This is a genomic window from Streptomyces sp. NPDC058985, from assembly GCF_042740985.1.
Classification (GTDB): domain Bacteria; phylum Actinomycetota; class Actinomycetes; order Streptomycetales; family Streptomycetaceae; genus Streptomyces.
This window is the reverse complement of sequence record NZ_JBHYJX010000035.1, coordinates 71,780-90,693: the sequence shown is the minus strand read 5'-3', so window position 1 is coordinate 90,693 and position 18,914 is coordinate 71,780. Positions and strand designations below refer to the sequence as shown.

At 71.8% G+C, this 18,914-nt stretch carries 15 protein-coding genes; 7 read left to right on the top strand and 8 right to left on the bottom strand.

All coding sequences use genetic code 11. The features are described 5' to 3' along the window. From ACFW01_RS26905 to ACFW01_RS26880, 6 genes are all read right to left on the bottom strand, one after another. Nucleotides 1-251 (bottom strand): LacI family DNA-binding transcriptional regulator (locus ACFW01_RS26905; RefSeq protein ID WP_384507401.1); only part of this gene is annotated, 251 nt, incomplete at its 3' end. A gap of 87 nt (nucleotides 252-338) precedes the next feature. Then, nucleotides 339-659 carry an L-rhamnose mutarotase gene (locus ACFW01_RS26900; RefSeq protein WP_361641753.1) on the bottom strand — a complete coding sequence of 107 codons (321 nt, stop codon included), beginning with the start codon at nucleotides 657-659 and terminating at the stop codon, nucleotides 339-341. 30 nt (nucleotides 660-689) lie between these two features. Next, nucleotides 690-1,772 (bottom strand): rhamnose ABC transporter substrate-binding protein, encoded by a 1,083-nt coding sequence (gene rhaS / locus ACFW01_RS26895; protein ID WP_384507398.1) that lies wholly within the window; start codon nucleotides 1,770-1,772, stop codon nucleotides 690-692. Nucleotides 1,773-1,896: 124 nt separating this feature from the next. Further along, nucleotides 1,897-2,892, bottom strand: coding sequence for an ABC transporter permease (locus ACFW01_RS26890; RefSeq protein ID WP_234955803.1), 996 nt, complete (start codon nucleotides 2,890-2,892; stop codon nucleotides 1,897-1,899). Continuing rightward, entirely contained in the window at nucleotides 2,885-3,925 is a 1,041-nt protein-coding gene (locus tag ACFW01_RS26885; RefSeq protein WP_384507394.1) for an ABC transporter permease, read from the bottom strand. The genes ACFW01_RS26890 and ACFW01_RS26885 overlap by 8 nt, the downstream gene beginning before the upstream one ends. Continuing rightward, entirely contained in the window at nucleotides 3,922-5,439 is a 1,518-nt protein-coding gene (locus ACFW01_RS26880; RefSeq protein WP_384507391.1) for a sugar ABC transporter ATP-binding protein, read from the bottom strand. Before ACFW01_RS26880 ends, ACFW01_RS26885 begins: the two co-directional genes overlap by 4 nt. A 276-nt stretch (nucleotides 5,440-5,715) precedes the next feature. On the opposite strand from ACFW01_RS26880, the gene rhaI reads away from it, so the two are divergent. The 6 genes from rhaI (at nucleotide 5,716) to ACFW01_RS26850 (ending at nucleotide 13,467) form a co-directional block, all read left to right on the top strand. Next, nucleotides 5,716-6,876 carry an L-rhamnose isomerase gene (gene rhaI, locus ACFW01_RS26875; protein ID WP_384507388.1) on the top strand — a complete coding sequence of 387 codons (1,161 nt, stop codon included), beginning with the start codon at nucleotides 5,716-5,718 and terminating at the stop codon, nucleotides 6,874-6,876. A 117-nt stretch (nucleotides 6,877-6,993) separates the two neighbouring features. Next, entirely contained in the window at nucleotides 6,994-9,033 is a 2,040-nt protein-coding gene (locus tag ACFW01_RS26870) for a bifunctional aldolase/short-chain dehydrogenase (protein WP_384507385.1), read from the top strand. Continuing rightward, a complete protein-coding gene (locus ACFW01_RS26865) occupies nucleotides 9,030-10,490 on the top strand; it encodes a rhamnulokinase family protein (RefSeq protein WP_384507382.1) in 1,461 nt (486 codons plus the stop codon). The genes ACFW01_RS26870 and ACFW01_RS26865 overlap by 4 nt, the downstream gene beginning before the upstream one ends. A 78-nt stretch (nucleotides 10,491-10,568) precedes the next feature. Continuing rightward, nucleotides 10,569-11,324 (top strand): (Fe-S)-binding protein, encoded by a 756-nt coding sequence (locus ACFW01_RS26860; protein ID WP_234955791.1) that lies wholly within the window; start codon nucleotides 10,569-10,571, stop codon nucleotides 11,322-11,324. Then, nucleotides 11,321-12,814, top strand: a complete 1,494-nt coding sequence (locus tag ACFW01_RS26855; protein WP_384507378.1) for a LutB/LldF family L-lactate oxidation iron-sulfur protein — start codon at nucleotides 11,321-11,323, stop codon at nucleotides 12,812-12,814. The genes ACFW01_RS26860 and ACFW01_RS26855 overlap by 4 nt, the downstream gene beginning before the upstream one ends. After that, nucleotides 12,811-13,467 (top strand): lactate utilization protein C, encoded by a 657-nt coding sequence (locus ACFW01_RS26850; RefSeq protein WP_384507375.1) that lies wholly within the window; start codon nucleotides 12,811-12,813, stop codon nucleotides 13,465-13,467. Before ACFW01_RS26855 ends, ACFW01_RS26850 begins: the two co-directional genes overlap by 4 nt. Here ACFW01_RS26850 and ACFW01_RS26845 read toward each other — a convergent pair. Further along, nucleotides 13,440-16,568, bottom strand: a complete 3,129-nt coding sequence (locus tag ACFW01_RS26845; protein WP_384507372.1) for a family 78 glycoside hydrolase catalytic domain — start codon at nucleotides 16,566-16,568, stop codon at nucleotides 13,440-13,442. The genes ACFW01_RS26850 and ACFW01_RS26845 overlap by 28 nt on opposite strands. Nucleotides 16,569-16,797: 229 nt before the next feature. On the opposite strand from ACFW01_RS26845, the gene ACFW01_RS26840 reads away from it, so the two are divergent. After that, a complete protein-coding gene (locus ACFW01_RS26840) occupies nucleotides 16,798-17,952 on the top strand; it encodes a betaine/proline/choline family ABC transporter ATP-binding protein (protein ID WP_384507369.1) in 1,155 nt (384 codons plus the stop codon). 24 nt (nucleotides 17,953-17,976) lie between these two features. On the opposite strand, the gene ACFW01_RS26835 is transcribed toward ACFW01_RS26840, so the two are convergent. Continuing rightward, the gene (locus ACFW01_RS26835; protein ID WP_384507405.1) at nucleotides 17,977-18,912 is read right to left on the bottom strand and encodes an ABC transporter substrate-binding protein; all 936 of its coding nucleotides are present in this window, start codon (nucleotides 18,910-18,912) and stop codon (nucleotides 17,977-17,979) included. Nucleotides 18,913-18,914: the final 2 nt, after the last annotated feature.

The window sequence follows — 18,914 nt, the reverse complement described above, 5'->3', positions numbered from 1 at the left end:
GCGCCGCGCGCGACGTCGACGAAGAAGGGGTTGCCCATGTCGAGGACGAGCAGCCCCATGATCCGGCTGCGGCCCGCGCGCAGCTGGCGGGCGGACTCGCTGCGGACGTAGCCGAGCCGGTCGATCGCGGACAGCACCCGCGCGCGGGTCTCGGTCGCGACGGTGTCGGGCCGGTTGATGACGTTGGAGACCGTGCCCACGGAAACTCCGGCGGCGCGGGCGACGTCCTTGATACCCACGGAATGGGCCATCGGGCAGGGACCTCCGAGGTCGGGCCGGGTACGGGTGGGCGGCCGCAGGGCCTTCACACTACCTGCGCCGCCCCGGGAAGAGTCTCCTCAGGCGAGGTGGAACACCTCGGTCAGGGGCTGCATGGCCTCGTCGGGACGCGTCCCGTCCAGGGACTCGAAGAGCGGCCCCATCTCCGCCTGCCAGCGGGCGTTCACCTCGGTGGCCTCCATGCCGGCCCGGGCGGCGGCGAAGTCCTCGGTCTCCAGGTAGCCGACAAGCAGGCCGTCGTCGCGCAGGAAGAGCGAGTAGTTGTGCCAGCCGGTGGCGGAGAGCGCCTCGCACATCTCCGGCCACACGGCTGCGTGGCGTTCGCGGTACTCCGCGATGCGGTCCCGGCGGACCTTGAGCAGGAAACAGACGCGTCGCATGAAGTACCGCTCCCGTACGCGAGGTGGAGGCTAGAAGTTGAACCGGTCGACGTTCTCGGCGGTGAAGACGGTCGGCTTGCCGAGGTTGATCACGCCGTCCGCGCCGATGGTGTACTCGCCCATGGCGCCGGCCTTGAAGGTCTCGCCCTCCTTGCCGGTGATCTGCCCGGAGGACAGGGCGACGGCGGTGTGCGCGGCCAGTTCACCGAGCTTGGCCGGGTCCCACAGTTCGAACGCCTCGACGGTGCCGTTCTTGACGTACTTGCGCATGTCGTTGGGCGTGCCGAGGCCGGTCAGCTTGACCTTGCCCTTGTACTTGGAGCCGGACAGGTACTGGGCGGCGGCCTTGATGCCGACGGTGGTCGGGGAGATGATCCCCTTCAGGTCGGGGTGCTCCTGGAGCAGGCCCTGGGTCTGCTGGAAGGACTTCTGCGCGTCGTCGTCACCGTAGGCGACCTTGACCAGCTTGATGTCCTTGTACTTCGGGTCCTTCAGCTCGTCCTTCATGATCTCGATCCAGGCGTTCTGGTTCGTCGCGGTCTGCGCGGCGGAGAGGATCGCGATCTCGCCCTTGTTGCCGATCTGCTCGGCGAGCAGCTGCACCTGGGTGCGGCCGAGGTCGTCGGCGGACGCCTGGGAGATGAAGGCGTTGCGGCACTCGGGGTTGGTGTCCGAATCGTAGGTGACGACCTTGATGTCGTTCTTCATGGCCTGCTTGAGCGCGGTGCACAGGGCGCCCGGGTCCTGCGCGGAGACGGCCATGGCGTCGACCTGCTGCTGGGTGAGCGTGTTGACGTAGGAGACCTGGCCGGCGGTGTCGGTGCCGCTGGAGGTGCCGACCTCCTTGTAGCTGGAGCCGAGTTCCTTCAGCGCCTTCTCGCCGCCCTTGTCGGCGACGGTGAAGTAGGGGTTGTTGACCTGCTTGGGCAGGAAGCCGACGGTCAGCCCCTTCTTCGTCTCGGCGTTCGGATCGGCCTTGCCCGCGGTGGCGGCCTCGCCGCCCTCGTTCTTCACGTCCTCCTTGGTGGTGCCGCCGCAGGCGGTGGCGGCGAGGCTGAGAGAGGTGACGGCGGCGAGGACTACGCAGCTACGGCGGAGGGAGGACTTGCGCATGGTGGGTTCCTTCTGACGGAGGGTGAGCGGAGCGCGCCCCGTCAGGGGCGCGGGACTGTTTCGATATGCGGCTCCGCCGCGTGGCCGCGACCAGCCACATGCGGCCCGCAGCCGTCGTGCATCGCTAGGAGGTCAGCCTCTGCGCCCTCGCGGCCGAGACCTGCCGAGCGACCCGGGGCCCCAGCACGGACAACACGAGCAGCACACCGGTCACGACGATCTGCGACTGCGCGGAGACATCTTGAAGACTCATCACGTTCTGCAACGCCCCGAGCAGGAACACCCCGGCGATCGCGCCGCCCAGCGTGCCCTTCCCGCCGTCGAAGTCGATGCCGCCCAGCAACACGGCGGCGACGACGGACAGTTCGAGCCCCATGGCGTTGTCGTACCGCGCACTGGCGTAGTGCAGTGCCCAGAAGACCCCGGTCAGCGCCGACATCAGACCGGTCAGCGTGAAGAGGATCAGCTTCTGCCGCCGGACCCGGATCCCGGCGAACCGGGCGGCCTCCTCGCTGGCGCCGACCGCGAACAGCGCCCGGCCGAACGGCATGGCGTGCAGGGCGACCACGGCGATGGCCAGCAGCACGAGGAACGGCAGGAAGGCGTACGGGATGAACGTGTCGCCGATCCGGCCGGCCGCGAAGTCCAGGTACTGCGAGGGGAAGTCGGTGACCGCGTCGGAGCCGAGCACGATCTGCGCGATGCCCCGGTAGGCCGCCAGGGTGCCGATCGTCACGGCGAGGGAAGGCAGGCCGAGCCGGGTGACCAGCAGCCCGTTGACCAGGCCGCAGACGACGCCGAGCAGCAGGCAGATCGGGATGATCGCCTCGATGGTCATGCCCTGGTTCCACAGGGCGCCCATCACCGCGCCGGACAGACCGGCGGTCGAGGCGACCGACAGGTCGATCTCGCCGGAGACGACCAGCAGGGTCATCGGCAGGGCGATGAGCGCGATCGGCAGGGTGTTACCGATCAGGAAGGACAGGTTGAGGGCGTTGCCGAAGCCGTCGACGAAGCCGAAGGAGAACAGCAGGACCACGATGAGCAGGGCACCCACGGCCCCGTCCCACCTCGGAGAGGCGGACCGGCGGATCGCTCGCGCGATTGAGCTGTCAGCCATGGCGTGCGTTCCTCTTCTTCAGGGCGTTGGCCACCCGCAGCGCGACGATCCGGTCGACGGCGATGGCGAGGATGAGCAGGATGCCGTTGATGGCCAGCACCCACACGGAGCTGACCCCGAGCGCGGGCAGCACGCTGTTGACCGAGGTCAGCAGCAGCGCGCCGAGGGCCGCGCCGTAGACGCTGCCGGAGCCGCCGGTGAAGACGACACCGCCGACCACCACCGCGCTGACGACGGTCAGTTCGTAGCCGTTGCCTGTACCGGAGTCGACGTTTCCGAAGCGGGCCAGGTAGAGGGCGCCGGCGAGTCCGGCGAGGGCACCGCAGAAGGTGTACACGGCGAGGATCCGCTTGCGCACGGGGATGCCGGCCAGCCGGGCGGCCTCCGGGTCGGAGCCGAGCGCGTACAGCTCGCGTCCGCCGCCGAAGTGCTTGAGGTAGTACGCCGTGGCGACCAGCACGGCGAGCGCGATCAGCGCCAGCCACGGCACGGCCCAGACGCCCCCGGAGCCGAAGTCGACGAAGCCGCCGGGCAGGTCGGCCGCGGTGATCTGGCGGGAGCCGACCCAGATGGAGTCGATGCCGCGGATGATGTAGAGGGTGCCGAGGGTGACGACCAGCGCCGGGACCTGGCCGAGGCTGACGAGCAGGCCGTTGAGGAGGCCGAAGCCGACGCCCATCAGGACCGCGAGGACCACGGCGACGAACGGGTTGCCGCCGCCCTGGAGGTACGTGCCGGCGGTGAAGGCGCTGATGCCGAGGGTGGAGCCGACCGACAGGTCGACGTTGCGGGTGATGACGACCAGCGACTGGCCGGTGGCGACCAGCACCAGGATGGTCGCGTTGAGCAGCAGGTCCTTGATGCCCTGTTCGGACAGGAACTCGCTGTTCCCGGCCTGGGTGACGCCGATCATCACCAGGAAGACCAGCAGGATCGCCAGTTCGCGCATCTTGAAGATGCGGTCGACCAGCCGGGTGGCGCCGGCCTTGGGGATGTCGGCCACCGGGCTCGGGTCGGGTGCGGTCACCGTCATGCGGCTGCCCTCCCCGTGGCTGCGGCCATCACGGTCTCCTCGGTGGCGTCGGTGCGGGGTATCTCGGCGGTCAGCCGCCCCTCGTGCATCACGAGGACGCGGTCGGCCATGCCGAGGACCTCGGGCAGGTCGGAGGAGATCATCAGTACGGCCACGCCGTCGGCGGCCAGTTCGCTCAGCAGCCGGTGCACCTCGGCCTTGGTGCCGACGTCGATGCCGCGGGTCGGCTCGTCGACGATCAGCACCTTGGGTCCGGTGGCCAGCCACTTGGCGAGGACGACCTTCTGCTGGTTCCCGCCGGAGAGGGTCGAGACGGTGTCGGCGATGCGGGCGTACTTGACCTGGAGTCTGACGGCCCAGTCGAGGGAGCGGCTGCGCTCGGCGCCGCGGTCCATGAACCCGCCCCGCACCGTCGTACGGAGCCCGGTGAGGCCGATGTTGCGCTCGATGGACATGCCCATCACCAGGCCCTGGGCGCGCCGGTCCTCCGGGACGAGGGCGAGGCCGGCGGCCATCGCGGTGGACGGGGCGCCGTTGACCAGCGGCCTGCCGTCGACCTCCACCGTCCCGGCGTCCCAGCGGTCGACGCCGAAGACGGAGCGGGCGACCTCGGTGCGCCCGGCGCCGACCAGTCCAGCGAGGGCGACGATCTCACCGCGGCGCACCTCGAAGGAGACGTCGGTGAACACCCCCTCGCGGGTCAGCCGGCGCACGCTGAGGGCGACTTCGCCGGCCCGGACCTCCTGCTTCGGGTACAGCTCGTCGAGGTCGCGGCCGACCATGCGGCGCACCAGGTCGTCCTCGGTCATGCCGTCCAGCGGCTCGCTGGAGATCCAGGCGCCGTCGCGCAGCGTGGTGACGCGGGCGCAGATGCGGAAGATCTCCTCCAGGCGGTGGGAGATGAACAGCACGGCGGCGCCCTGCTCGCGCAGACTGCGTACGACGCCGAAGAGCCGGGCGACCTCGCTGCCGGTGAGAGCGGCGGTCGGCTCGTCCATGATCAGGACGCGGGCGTCGAACGAGAGGGCCTTGGCGATCTCCACGATCTGCTGGTCCGCGATGGACAGGCCGCGCGCGGGGCGGTCGGGGTCCAGCTCGACGCCGAGGCGCCGCATCAGGTCCGCGGTGGCGTCGTGGGTCGCCCGGTGGTCGATGCGGCCGAGGGCGCGCTTGGGCTGCCGGCCCATGAAGATGTTCTCGGCGATCGACAGGTCGGGGAAGAGGGTGGGCTCCTGGTAGATCACGGCGATGCCGGCGTCGCGGGCGTCGCCGGGACCGTGGAAGACGACCGGCGCGCCGTCGAGCAGCACCTGCCCGGCGTCCGGCCGGTGCACTCCCGCGAGCGTCTTGATGAGGGTCGACTTTCCGGCACCGTTCTCGCCGGCGAGGGCGTGCACCTCGCCGGGGAACAGTTCCAGGGAGACGTCCCGCAGCGCGCGGACCGCGCCGAAGGACTTGGAGACGTCCCTGAGCGCCAGAACCGGGGCCGTACCCGTGTCGGACGGGTGGGTCATTGGGGGCTCCTCGACGACGCCGGCGGGACGGCCCTCACGGCGTCGTGAAAGGTTTCAACTCGGTTGCCGGGGACGTTAGGCAGCGAGGCCATGGCACGTCAATGGTTCCGGGTCGAAAAACTTGCGATAGCCGAAGGTCACGAGCGAGTCACGGACGGCGGGGTCGACCGGAAGGGTTGACACCCCTTCATGCGGCTCATAGCTTCGCGTTCTGAATCGTTTCACAGTTGGTCGTGCGCACAGCGGGCCACGACCCGACGTCACAGGAGCCCCGAAGTGACCGAACCAGCCGCGGTGAAGGCAGCGCTCAAGACCCAGGCCGTCGAGACGCCGTCGTGGGCGTACGGGAACTCCGGCACCCGGTTCAAGGTGTTCGCCCAGCCCGGTGTCCCGCGCGACCCGTTCGAGAAACTGGACGACGCGGCCAAGGTGCACGAGTTCACCGGCGTCGCCCCGACCGTGGCCCTGCACATCCCGTGGGACCGGGTCGAGGACTACTCCGCGCTGGCCAGGCACGCCGAGGACCGCGGGGTACGGGTCGGCGCCATCAACTCGAACACCTTCCAGGACGACGACTACAAGCTGGGCAGCATCTGCCACCCCGACGCGGCGGTGCGCAGGAAGGCCGTCGACCACCTGCTGGAGTGCGTCGACATCATGGACGCCACCGGGTCCCGGGACCTGAAGCTGTGGTTCGCCGACGGCACGAACTATCCGGGGCAGGACGACATCCGGTCCCGGCAGGACCGGCTCGCCGAGGGCCTGGCCGAGGTGTACGAGCGGCTCGGCGACGGGCAGCGGATGCTGCTGGAGTACAAGCTCTTCGAGCCGGCGTTCTACACGACGGACGTGCCGGACTGGGGCACGGCGTACGCGCACTGCCTGAAGCTGGGCGAGAAGGCGCAGGTCGTGGTCGACACGGGGCACCACGCGCCGGGCACGAACATCGAGTTCATCGTGGCGACACTGCTGCGGGAGGGCAAGCTCGGCGGGTTCGACTTCAACTCGCGCTTCTACGCGGACGACGACCTGATGGTGGGCGCGGCCGATCCGTTCCAGCTGTTCCGGATCATGTACGAGGTGGTGCGTGGGGGCGGGTTCTCGTCGGACGTGGCGTTCATGCTCGACCAGTGCCACAACATCGAGGCGAAGATTCCGGCGATCATCCGGTCGGTGACGAACGTGCAGGAGGCCACGGCGAAGGCGCTGCTGGTCGACGGGGCGGCGCTGGCTGCTGCGCAGGCCGACGGGGATGTGCTGGAGGCCAACGCGGTGTTGATGGACGCGTACAACACGGACGTACGTCCGCTGCTTCGTGAGGTGCGGGGGGAGATGGGGTTGGACCCCGAGCCCCTCCATGCCTACCGGTCGTCCGGGTGGGGCGAGAAGGTCGTCGCCGAGCGGGTGGGTGGGCAGCAGGCCGGGTGGGGGGCGTAGGCGTCTGCCGGGTTGTTGTTGTTCGCGGGCTGCGGGTCGGTTGTGGCTGGTCGCGCAGTTCCCCGCGCCCCCAGACAGGGGCGCTCCACATCCCTCGTTTGCAAAGGACTGGAAGACATGGCTGTCCACCCCGAAGCCGCCGCGCTCCTCGCTCGTTCGCATCGGCTCGGTGCCGATCCGCGGAACACCAACTACGCGGGGGGCAACGCCTCCGCGAAGGGCAGCGGGACCGATCCCGTCACGGGGGGTGAGGTCGAGCTGATGTGGGTCAAGGGGTCCGGTGGGGATCTCGGGACGCTCACCGAGGGGGGTCTCGCGGTGTTGCGGCTGGACCGGATGCGGGCGCTCAAGGAGGTCTACCCGGGCGTCGGGCGTGAGGACGAGATGGTCGCCGCCTTCGACTACTGCCTGCACGGCAAGGGTGGCGCGGCGCCCTCCATCGACACGGCGATGCACGGGCTCGTCGAGGCCGCGCACGTGGACCACCTCCACCCCGACTCCGGGATCGCGCTCGCCTGCGCGGCCGACGGCGAGAAGCTGACCGCCGAGTGCTTCGGCGACACCGTGGTGTGGGTGCCGTGGCGGCGGCCCGGATTCCAGCTGGGGCTGGACATCGCGGCGGTCAAGGAGGCGAATCCGGGAGCGATCGGGTGCGTGCTCGGCGGGCACGGCATCACCGCCTGGGGCGACACCTCCGAGGAGTGCGAGCGCAATTCGCTGCACATCATCCGCACCGCGGAGCGGTTCCTCGAGGAGCGCGGGAAGGCCGAGCCGTTCGGGCCGGTGATCGAGGGCTACGAGGCGTTGGCCGAGGGCGACCGGCGGGAGCGGGCGGCGGCGCTGGCGCCGTACGTGCGCTCCCTCGCCTCCCGGGACCGGCCGCAGGTCGGGCACTTCACCGACGCGGACGTGGTGCTGGACTTCCTCGCGCGCGCCGAACACCCGCGACTCGCCGCCCTCGGCACCTCCTGCCCCGACCACTTCCTGCGCACCAAGGTCCGCCCGCTGGTCCTGGACCTCCCCCCGAACGCCCCGCTGGACGAGACGGTGGCGCGGCTGAGGGAGCTGCACGCCGCCTACCGCGAGGAGTACGCCGCCTACTACCACCGGCACGCCGAACCCGGTTCGCCCGCGATGCGCGGCGCCGACCCGGCGATCGTTCTGGTGCCGGGCGTGGGCATGTTCAGCTTCGGCAAGGACAAGCAGACCGCCCGGGTGGCCGGCGAGTTCTACGTCAACGCGATCAACGTGATGCGCGGCGCGGAGGCCGTGTCGGCGTACGCGCCGATCGAGGAGTCGGAGAAGTTCCGCATCGAGTACTGGGCGCTGGAGGAGGCCAAGCTCCAGCGGATGCCGAGGCCCAAGCCGCTGGCGACGCGGGTCGCGCTGGTCACCGGCGCGGGCAGCGGGATCGGGAAGGCGATCGCGCGACGGCTGGCAGACGAGGGTGCCTGCGTGGTGGTGGCCGACCTGAACGCGGGGAACGCGGCGGAGGTGGCCGAGGAGCTGGGCGGGGCGGACCGGGCCGTCGCGGTGACCGTCGACGTCACCTCCGAGGAGCAGATCGCCGACGCCTTCAGGGCCGCGGTGCTCGCTTTCGGCGGCGTCGACCTGGTGGTCAACAACGCGGGGATCTCCATCTCCAAGCCGCTGCTGGAGACCTCCGCCAAGGACTGGGACCTCCAGCACGACATCATGGCCCGCGGCTCCTTCCTGGTCTCGCGCCAGGCGGCACGGGTGATGACCGCGCAGGGACTCGGCGGCGACATCGTCTACATCGCCTCGAAGAACGCGGTCTTCGCCGGCCCGAACAACATCGCCTACTCCGCCACCAAGGCCGACCAGGCCCACCAGGTGCGGCTGCTCGCCGCCGAGCTGGGCGAGCACGGCATCCGGGTCAACGGCGTCAACCCGGACGGTGTGGTGCGCGGTTCGGGGATCTTCGCGGGCGGCTGGGGCGCCCAGCGGGCGGCCGTGTACGGGGTGCCGGAGGAGAAGCTGGGCGAGTTCTACGCGCAGCGCACACTGCTCAAGCGCGAGGTGCTGCCCGAGCATGTCGCGAACGCCGTGTTCGCGCTGACCGGCGGCGACCTGACCCACACCACCGGCCTGCACGTCCCGGTGGACGCCGGCGTGGCCGCCGCGTTCCTGCGATGAGCGGTGCGAGCGACGCCGGCACGAAGGCGTACGCCGCGGTCGACCTCGGCGCGTCCAGCGGGCGCGTCATGGTCGGCCGCGTCGGCCCCGACCGGCTGGAGCTGACCGAGGCGCACCGCTTCCCCAACCGTCCGGTCCGCACGCCCGAAGGCCTGCACTGGGACATCCTGGGGCTGTACGCGGGCGTGCTGGACGGCCTGCGGGCGGCGGGGCCGGTGGACTCGGTGGGCGTCGACAGCTGGGCCGTCGACCACGGCCTGCTCGACGCGGACGGGGCGCTTCTCGGCAACCCGGTGCACTACCGCGACCCCCGCACCGAGGGCGTCGCGCGGCGGGTGTGGCAGACGCTGCCCGCCCGGGAGCTGTACGCGGCGACCGGGTTGCAGTACGCCCCCTTCAACACCCTGTACCAGCTGGTCGCCGCCCGCGGCACGGCCCGGTTCGCGGCCGCCCGGCGGCTGTTGCTGGTGCCGGACCTGCTGACGTACTGGCTGACCGGGGAGCAGGGCACGGAGCTGACCAACGCCTCCACCACCCAGCTGATCGACCCCCGCACCCGGGACTGGTCGCGGGAGGTGGCGGACCGGGCGGGCATCGACCTCGGCCTGTTCGCGCCGCTGCGGCGGCCGGGGGACCCGGCGGGCCTGCTGCGGCCCGAGGTGCTGGAGGAGACGGGGCTCACCGGGCCCGTGCCGGTGACGGCGGTCGGCTCGCACGACACCGCGTCCGCGGTGGCCGCCGTACCGGCCGCGGACGAGCGGTTCGCCTACATCTGCACCGGCACCTGGTCGCTGGCGGGTCTGGAGTTGACCGCTCCGGTGCTGACCGAGGAGAGCCGCGCCGCCAACTTCACCAATGAGCTGGGGCTGGACGGCACGGTCCGCTACCTGCGCAACATCATGGGGCTGTGGCTGCTCCAGGAGTGCGTACGGGCGTGGGGCGAGCCCGATCTGGGCGGACTGCTGCGCGCGGCGGCACGGGTGCCCGCGCTGCGGTCGGTGGTCGACGCGGGCGACCCGGCGTTCCTGGCGCCGGGGCGGATGCCGGAGCGGATCGCCGAGGCGTGCCGCGCCTCCGGACAGCCGGTGCCCGCGTCGCCCGCCGAGGTGACCCGCTGCATCCTCGACTCGCTGGCGCTGGCCCACCGAAGGGCCGTCGAGGACGCCCAGCGGCTCGCCGGGCACCCGGTGGACGTCGTGCACGTCGTCGGCGGGGGCACGCGCAACGCGCTGCTGTGCCAGCTGACGGCCGACGCCTGCGGGCTGCCCGTGGTGGCGGGGCCGGCGGAGGCCGCCGCCCTGGGCAACGTCCTCGTGCAGGCGCGCGCCCACGGCCTCGTGGACGATCTCGCCGGAACACGCCGGCTGCTGGCGCGCACACAGTCGCCGACCCGGTACGAGCCGCGCGGTGGCACGGCACGCTGGCGGGCGGCCGAGGCCCGGCTCACCGACCGGTGAGCCGGGGCTCCCCCGGTGCCGCCGTGCGGACTAACCTGCACCCATCATTCATCCGATGATCGAACACGAGGAGTCGCGATGCGTGTCGCCCTGTTCCTGACCTGCGTCAACGACACGCTCTATCCGGACACCGGCCGTGCCGTGCTGAGGCTGCTCACCAGACTGGGCGTCGACGTCGACTTCCCGATGGCGCAGACCTGTTGCGGGCAGGCGCACTACAACACCGGTTACCGGCACGAGGCCGAGCCGCTGGCCCGGCGCTTCGCCGACGTCTTCGCGGAATACGACGCGGTCGTGACGCCGTCGGGTTCGTGCGGCGCGATGGTGCGGGAGCTGTATCCGCGCATGGGCGAGCGGGCGCGGGCGGAAGGGCGCGGGGACACGCTCGCAGCGACGCTGGCGCCGGTGGTGCCGAAGACGTACGAGCTGACGGAGTTCCTCGTGGACGTGCTGGGGGTGACGGATGTCGGGGCGTACTACCCGCACACGGTGACCTACCACCCGACCTGCCACGGGCTGCGGAGCCTGGGTCTGGGCGACCGGCCCCGGCGGCTCCTGGAGGCGGTGAAGGGCCTGGAACTGCTGGAGTTGCCGGGGGCCGAGGAGTGCTGCGGCTTCGGCGGCACCTTCGCCGTGAAGAACTCCGACGTGTCGGCGGCGATGGGCGCGGACAAGGTGCGCAACGCCGAGTCGACGGGCGCCGACGTGCTGTGCGCCGCGGACAACTCCTGTCTGATGCACATCGGCGGGACGATGACGCGGCTGCGCACGGGGATGCGCCCGGTGCACATCGCGGAGATCCTGGCGAGCACGGAGGAGGCGGCGGCCGTATGAGCGGGACGTATCTGGGGATGCCGGCCTTTCCCGAGGCGGCGCGGGAGGCCGTGGGCGACCCCACGCTGCGCGGCAATCTGCGCCACGCCACGCACACCATCCGGGACAAGCGGGCCCGCGCGGTCGCGGAACTGGACGACTGGGCGGAGCTGCGCGAGGCCGGGAAGCGCGTCAAGGACCACACCCTGCGCCATCTCGACCGGTATCTGGTGCAGGTGGAGGAGGCGGTCACGGCCGCGGGCGGGACGGTGCACTGGGCCGCCGACGCGGACGAGGCCAACGAGATCGTCGCCCGGCTGGTCGAGGAGACCGGTGAGAGAGAGGTCGTCAAGGTCAAGTCGATGGCGACGCAGGAGATCGGCCTCAACGAGGCGCTGGAGGCCCGGGGCATCCACGCCTATGAGACCGATCTGGCCGAGCTGATCGTGCAGTTGGGCAAGGACCGGCCCTCGCACATCCTGGTGCCGGCCATCCATCGCAACCGGGGCGAGATCCGGGACATCTTCCGCTCCGAGATGAGCGAGTGGGGCCGCCCCGCGCCCGAGGGCCTGACCGACACGCCGGCCGAACTCGCGGAGGCGGCACGGCTGCACCTGCGGGAGAAGTTCCTGCGGGCCAAGGTCGGCATCTCCGGCGCCAACTTCATGGTCGCCGAGACCGGCACGCTGGTGGTCGTGGAGTCCGAGGGCAACGGACGGATGTGCCTGACCCTGCCCGAGACGCTGATCTCGGTCGTCGGCATCGAGAAGATCGTGCCGACCTGGCGGGACCTGGAGGTCTTCCTGCAGACCCTCCCCCGCTCCTCGACCGCCGAGCGCATGAACCCGTACACCTCCATGTGGACGGGTGCCGGGGACGGCCGCGCCGGGGAAGGGGACGGCCCGCGCACCTTCCACCTGGTCCTGTTGGACAACGGCCGCACCGACACCCTCGCCGACGAGGTCGGCCGCCAGGCGCTGCGCTGCATCCGCTGCTCGGCCTGCCTGAACGTGTGCCCGGTGTACGAGCGGGCCGGCGGCCACGCCTACGGCTCGGTCTACCCGGGCCCGATCGGCGCCATCCTCAGCCCCCAACTGCGGGGCACGGGCAGCGAGATCGACGCCTCCCTGCCGTACGCGTCCTCGCTGTGCGGTGCCTGCTACGAGGTGTGCCCGGTCGCCATCGACATCCCCGAGGTGCTGGTGCATCTGCGGGAGCGGGTGGTGCAGGGCGGGCCCGCGGTGCGGGAGGGCAACCGGGTCGTGCTCAGACCGGCGAAGGGCCACGCCGCCGAACGGGCCGCGATGCGGGCGGCGCGGTGGGCCTTCACCCGTCCGGGGGCGCTGCGGACCGGGCAGCGGCTGGCGTCCCGCAGCCGCCGTCTCCATCCGCGCACCCTGCCGGGCCCCGGACGGGGGTGGAGCGGCAGCCGGGACCTGCCGCCGGTGCCCCCGGAGCCGTTCCGGGACTGGTGGCAGCGCACGCACGGCGGAAGGGACGAGGCGAAGTGAGCAGCAGGGAACGCATCCTGGGCCGGGTGCGGCGCGCCCTCGCGGACGCGCCGGCCGACGAGGCGCCCGTCGCACGGGACTACCTGCGCGAGCACGGGCGGCGGACCACCGGGCAGACGGTGGAGCTGCTCGCCGAGAACCTCGCGGACTACCGGGCGATCGTGCACCGGTGCGCGGAGGGTGAGCTGCCCGCGCTGCTGGCCGGTCTGCTGTCGGCACGCGGCTCGCGGAGCGTGGTGGTGCCGCCCGCGCTGGATCCGGGCTGGCTGGCGGAAGCGGAGGCGAGCCCGGTCCCGGACGAGGCGGCGAGCACCCCGCAGGAACTCGACCGGGTGGACAGCGTGGTCACCGGCTGCGCGGTCGCCGTCGCCGAAACCGGCACGATCGTGCTGGACGGCTCGCCCGACCAGGGGCGCCGGCGCATCACCCTCGTCCCCGACCACCACATCTGCGTCGTGCGCGTGCCCGGCCAGGTGGTCTCCTCCGTCCCGCAGGCCCTCGAACGCCTCGACCCGGCCCGTCCGCTGACGTGGATCTCCGGTCCGTCGGCGACCAGCGACATCGAGCTGGACCGGGTCGAGGGGGTGCACGGTCCGCGCACCCTGGAGGTGGTACTGGTGGGCGGTCAGCCGAGCGGGAACGTCACCTCGTAGCGCCCGGAGGGCAGCCGGAAGGAGACGGTGCCCTCCTCGGCGCCGAGGTACTCCACCCCGTCGACCCGGGCCAGCGGGGTCCGGCCCGCGCGGACGCCGTCCGGGTCGGCCGTGGGTAGGCGCAGGGTGGCGGTGGAGTTGGCGGGGACGGCGGCCCGGTGGTGGACCGTGCGTCCCCGTACGGTCCATTCGCTGCGGATCTCGCCGTACGGCGACAGGTGCGAGCCGGTGACGTGCTTGATGCGGCCGGTGGGGTCGAGGTGCGGGCGCAGCAGGAAGTGCCGGAAGCCCGGGTGGTCCGGGTCGCGGGCGATGCCGGCCATGGACTCGTACATCCACTCCATGACGGCGCCGTAGGAGTAGTGGTTGAAGGAGTTCATCTCGACCGGTCCGAAGCCGTCCTCCCTCGAGTACGAGTTCCAGCGCTCCCAGATGGTGGTGGCGCCGTTGTCGACGGAGTACAGCCAGGACGGCATGGCGTTCTGGTGGAGCAGCGCGTACGCCAGGTCGGCGCGGCCCTCGTCGGTGAGGACCGGGGCGAGGACGTTCACGCCGAGGAAGCCGACGGAGAGGGTGTTCTCGGCGTACTGGACGCGGGTGCTGCCGGGGTGGGCGTCCTTGTAGGCGGCGTCGTTGCCGATGTTCTCCGCGAGCAGGCCGACGAGGGCCCGGCGCTGTGCCTCGGTCTCGTAGAAGCCGAGTTTGAGGACCCAGAGCAGGGCGGTCTGGCTGTCGTCCTCGGGGTCGGGGCCGTTGATCGGTTTGCCGCCGCGGCTGGAGCGGACGGTGACCTTGCCGTCCGCCGTGTCCAGGTAGGTGGCCATGAAGGCGCGGCGGATACCGGCGAAGAGCCGGTCGTAGGTGTCGGCCTCGCCGGCGCGGCCGGTGGCGCGGGCCATGTGGGCCATCAGGCGGACGCTGTAGCCGTAGTAGACGTCGCTCATGAGCTGGGTGCCGGTGCTCTGCGGGGCCAGCCAGTCGGCGAACAGGGCGCCCTGGCCGGTGTGGCCGTCGGCGCTGCGGCCGCGGATCCAGTCGACGTAGCGGGTCATCGCCTCCCAGCTGCGGTCGACGACGGTGCGGTCGCCGGTCATCTGCCACACCGTCCACGGGACGATCACTCCGCAGTCGGCCCAGCCGCTGACCGGTTCCGCGGCGTTGTAGCGGTTGCCCGGTGAGACGGCGGTGAACTGGGCGCCGTCGACGCCGTAGATCCGCTGGGAGTCGATCAGGTTGTCCTGGAAGTGGCTCAGGAAGGTGACCGCGTCGGCGTTGTAGAGGCCGGTGGCGGCGAAGACCTGGGTGTCGCCGGTCCAGCCGAGGCGTTCGTCGCGCTGCGGGCAGTCGGTGGGCACCCAGAAGTAGTTGCCGCGCTGTCCCCACCGGACGTTGCCGATCAGCTGGTTGACCTTGGCGTCGTCGGTGGTGACCGTGCCGGTGTCGTGGACGGCGGAGGTGGCGACCCGGCCGGTCAGCGCGGTGAGCGTGACCTCGGCCGTGGTGGTGACGGAGACGTAGCGGAAGCCGTAGAAGGTGAGGGAGTCCTGGTGCGTCTCGCCCTTCGGGTCGCCCTTGAGGACATAGGTGCTGGTCGCCTTGGCGGAGCGCAGGTTGGCCCGGTAGACGGAGCCCTCGGGGCCGTCGGCGCCCGCGCTGGAGTCGTTGAGCATCTCGCCGAAGGTGAGGACGACCTGGGCGCCGGACGGGCCGCGCAGGCTGTAGCGGGGGACGCCGACCATGTTCTGGCCGAGGTCGAGGACCGCGGTCTCGCCGGGCCGCAGGACGACCTGCGCGCGGGCGGCGCGGTCGGGATCGGTGACGGTGCGCTCGGGGTCGGCGACGACGCGGCCCCTGCCGTTGGGGCTGCCCTCCTGGCCGGTGACGCCGGTGTGGACCGTGACGGAGCGCGGGCGCAGGTCCCACTCGGGCACGATGCGGGCCGATGCGCCGGGATGGGCGACGACTTGGGCGTCCGGGAACCGGGCGGCGAGGTCGTGTTCGGCGACCTCGGCCCAGCCGGCGGTGTCGTAGCCGCCCGCCGCCCAGCCGGGCAGCTCCCGGCGGGCGTCGTAGGTCTGGCCGTCGTAGATGTCGTCGGCGCGCCAGGGGCCGGTGTCGGTGGCCCGCCAGCCGTCGTCGGGGGCGGTGACGACGCTCTGCGTGGTGCCGTCGGTGTAGCGGATCAGCAGTTTCGCCTTCAGGGCGAGCGGGTTGCCGTCGGCCGAGTAGTACGTGCTGCCCTCGGAGACGCGGCTGTTGTACCAGCCGTTGCCGAGCACCGCGCCGAGGGTGACCTGCGCCCGGTCGGCTTTCACCAGGTCGGTGACGTCGTAGGTGAGGTAGTCGACCCGGGCGTCGTAGTTGGTCCAGCCCGGGGTCAGCAGTTCGGCGGTGCGGCCGTCGCCGTGCGGGACCTCGACGCGCCGCCCGTTGACGTACGCGTCGTACACGCCGAGCGCCGAGACGTACAGCCGGGCCTCGGCGACCCGTGCGCGGCGCAGCGGCTCCTGGCGGCGCAGGAGTGGGGCTCCGGCGCTGTTCGGCGCCTTGCCGGCCATGCCGATCCAGCGGGCGCCGTCCCAGTGGGTGACGCCGTCGGTGCCGAGCAGGCCGGTCTCGAAGCGGGCGGCGGAGGCGGTGCGTGCTCGGCCGTGTTCGTCCCAGACCGTCACCGTCCAGTGGTAGCGGGTGGCGGCGCGCAGTCCGGGCCCCGCGTAGCGCACGGCCACCGAGTCGGGCGAGGTGACGCGGCCGCTGTCCCACACGTCCGCGCGGCCGGCGGCGAGGCGGCGCGGATCGGTGGCCACCAGGATCCGGTACGCGGTCTGCCGGCGGCCCCGGGCGGTGGAGTGCGTGCGCCAGCCGAAGCGCGGGCGGGGCGCGTCGGTGCCGAGCGGGTTCGTGCGGTGTTCCGTGGTCAGGCAGGTCACCGCGGTGCCGCCCCCGTCGGCGGGGGCCTCGGCCGGTGCGGCCGCGGCGGGGGATGCGGCGCCCGTCTGGTGGGCCATGACCACCGGCAGTGCGCCGAGGGTGGTGGCCAGGACCGTTCTGCGCCGCACCGTGGTGCGCTCCTCGTGCTCTCCGTGCACTCCGTCCTCCATGCCGTCATCCCTTTCGGCCGTCGGTCGTCTCGGGGAGTTGTATCGATTCAGAAGGAACGACGGCGAACCTAGTGACAGTTCTGACAAGTGTCCACGGGTCGAGCCGAAATATTTCGACCACTGCACTTCAGGCGACTTTTGAAACTTTTCAAAACCGGATCGAACCGTTCATGCTCCGACGGGACGTCACCGGTGAGCGGCAGGCGGCGCCCGCGTCTAGCGTGAGGTCATGATCCGGTTCGAGGACGTCACCAAGCGCTATCCGGACGGAACGACGGCCGTGGACGGCCTGAGTCTGGAGGTGGCCGAGGGCGAGCTGGTCACGCTCGTGGGCCCGTCGGGCTGCGGCAAGACGACCACGATGATGATGGTCAACCGGCTGATCGAGCCGACCTCGGGGCGCATCCTCGTGGACGGCGAGGACGTGGCGAGCGTCGATCCGGTGCGGCTGCGGCGGCGCATCGGGTACGTCATCCAGCAGGTGGGGCTCTTCCCGCACCGGACGGTGCTGGACAACACGGCGACGGTGCCCGCGCTGGTCGGCTGGAAACGGGCGAAGGCGCGCGAGCGGGCCGCCGAACTGCTGGACCTGGTGGGCCTGGACCCGGCCCAGTTCGGGCCGCGCTATCCGGACCAGCTCTCCGGTGGGCAGCGGCAGCGTGTCGGGGTGGCGCGGGCGCTGGCCGCCGATCCGCCGGTGCTCTTGATGGACGAACCGTTCGGGGCGGTCGACCCGGTGGTACGGGCGCAGTTGCAGGACGAGTTCCTGCGGATGCAGGCCGCGGTGCGCAAGACGGTGCTGCTGGTCACGCACGACATCGAGGAGGCGGTGCGGCTGGGCGACCGGATCGCCGTGTACGGGGAGGGACGCATCGAACAGTACGACACGCCCGGCGCGGTGCTCGGCAGTCCCGCGACGCCGTACGTCGCCTCCTTCGTGGGCTCGGACCGCGGCCTGAAGCGGCTGTCCGTGACCGAGATCGAGCCGGGCGACCTGGAACAGCCGCCGGTGGCGCGGCTGGACGAACCGGCCGGGCGGGCCGCCGCCGAACTGCGGGCGCAGGGCGCGCGGTGGGCCGTCGTCCTGGACGACGAGGGCGAACTGCACGGCTGGGTCGGCGTCGACGATCTCGGCGCGCAAGGGCCGGTCGGCGCGCACGCCCGCCGGATGAGGGCGTGGGTGCCGGTGGGCGCGCCGCTGAAGCAGGCCTTCGGGGTGATGCTCCAGCACGACGCGGGCTGGGTCGCGGTCCTGGACGGTGCCCGCTTCCTCGGTGTCCTGACGCCCGCCAAGCTGCACGAGGCGCTGCGCAGGTCGGTCGACGCGGACGCGCTGGGGGTACCGCGGGACGAGGTGCCGTTCGACTCGGTGGCGGACGCCTGAGGGACGGGCGGGTGCCGCGGGCCGTCAGCCCTTCAGCAGGCCCTTGTCCCGGAGGTAGGAACGGGCCACGTCCTCCGGCAGCCGACGCCAGCTGTCCACCTGCTGGTTGAGGTCGGCCAGGTCGGCCGTGGTCAGCACCGCGTTGAGCTTGTCGAGCGCCTTGGTGACGCCCGTGCCGCCCGCCCGGGCCCGGTTGACGACCGGGACGATGTAGTCGGCGTTCTGGAGCCTCTTGTCGTCGGCGAGCAGCACCAGGCCGAAGGCGTCCAGGGTGGCGTCCGTGGTGGTGGTCAGCACGAGCTGGTCCTCGCCGTTCTGCACCGCCCGTTTCGCCTGCGTCGTGCCGACGCCCCTGGGGTCGACGGCCGTGATGTCGATGCCGTACGTCTCACGCAGTCCCGGCGCGCAGTACGGCCGCTCCACGCACTCGTCGCCCGCCGCGAGCCGCACCTTCAGCCCCGAGTCCCCGAGGTCGCCGAGCGTCTTCAGACCGTGCCGGCGGGCGTAGGACCCGCTCACCGCGAAGGCGTTCTGGTCCACCGCCCGGCCGGGGTCCAGGACGGTGAGCCCGCGGGGCGCGGCCAGCCCGCGCAGCGCCCGCATCGTGGTGTCCAGGTCGGGCGAGCCGACCGGGGGCGCGTCGGCGCCGCGGCTCTTGGCGTTCAGCCAGTCGGCGAAGGTGGCGGCGTACTCGGGGACGACGTCGATCTGCCCCGACTCCAGGGCGGGTTCGTACAGCTCGCGGTTGGCGACCGTGATCAGCGACGTCTCGTAGCCGGCGTCGCTCAGCAGCAGGGCGTACATCTGGGCCAGCAGGTCGCTCTCGGTGAATCCGGCGGAGCCGACCGTCAGCCGTCGGCTGTCGCCGGGCGGCGCGGTGACCGACCCGCGGTCCTCCAGGGACGGGCCGGTGGCGCAGCCGGTGAGGACCAGGAGGACCAGGAGGACCGGGAAGACCAGGA

Excerpts from the sequence above, each read along its gene's own strand:
- ACFW01_RS26855 (WP_384507378.1), top strand. The coding sequence starts at position 11,321 with ATGAGCGGGACGTATCTGGGGATGCCGGCCTTTCCCGAGGCGGCGCGG.
- rhaS (WP_384507398.1), bottom strand. The coding sequence starts at position 1,772 with ATGCGCAAGTCCTCCCTCCGCCGTAGCTGCGTAGTCCTCGCCGCCGTC.
- ACFW01_RS26860 (WP_234955791.1), top strand. The coding sequence starts at position 10,569 with ATGCGTGTCGCCCTGTTCCTGACCTGCGTCAACGACACGCTCTATCCG.
- ACFW01_RS26870 (WP_384507385.1), top strand. The coding sequence starts at position 6,994 with ATGGCTGTCCACCCCGAAGCCGCCGCGCTCCTCGCTCGTTCGCATCGG.
- ACFW01_RS26845 (WP_384507372.1), bottom strand. The coding sequence starts at position 16,568 with ATGGAGGACGGAGTGCACGGAGAGCACGAGGAGCGCACCACGGTGCGG.
- ACFW01_RS26865 (WP_384507382.1), top strand. The coding sequence starts at position 9,030 with ATGAGCGGTGCGAGCGACGCCGGCACGAAGGCGTACGCCGCGGTCGAC.
- ACFW01_RS26880 (WP_384507391.1), bottom strand. The coding sequence starts at position 5,439 with ATGACCCACCCGTCCGACACGGGTACGGCCCCGGTTCTGGCGCTCAGG.
- ACFW01_RS26890 (WP_234955803.1), bottom strand. The coding sequence starts at position 2,892 with ATGGCTGACAGCTCAATCGCGCGAGCGATCCGCCGGTCCGCCTCTCCG.
- ACFW01_RS26885 (WP_384507394.1), bottom strand. The coding sequence starts at position 3,925 with ATGACGGTGACCGCACCCGACCCGAGCCCGGTGGCCGACATCCCCAAG.
- ACFW01_RS26900 (WP_361641753.1), bottom strand. The coding sequence starts at position 659 with ATGCGACGCGTCTGTTTCCTGCTCAAGGTCCGCCGGGACCGCATCGCG.
- ACFW01_RS26840 (WP_384507369.1), top strand. The coding sequence starts at position 16,798 with ATGATCCGGTTCGAGGACGTCACCAAGCGCTATCCGGACGGAACGACG.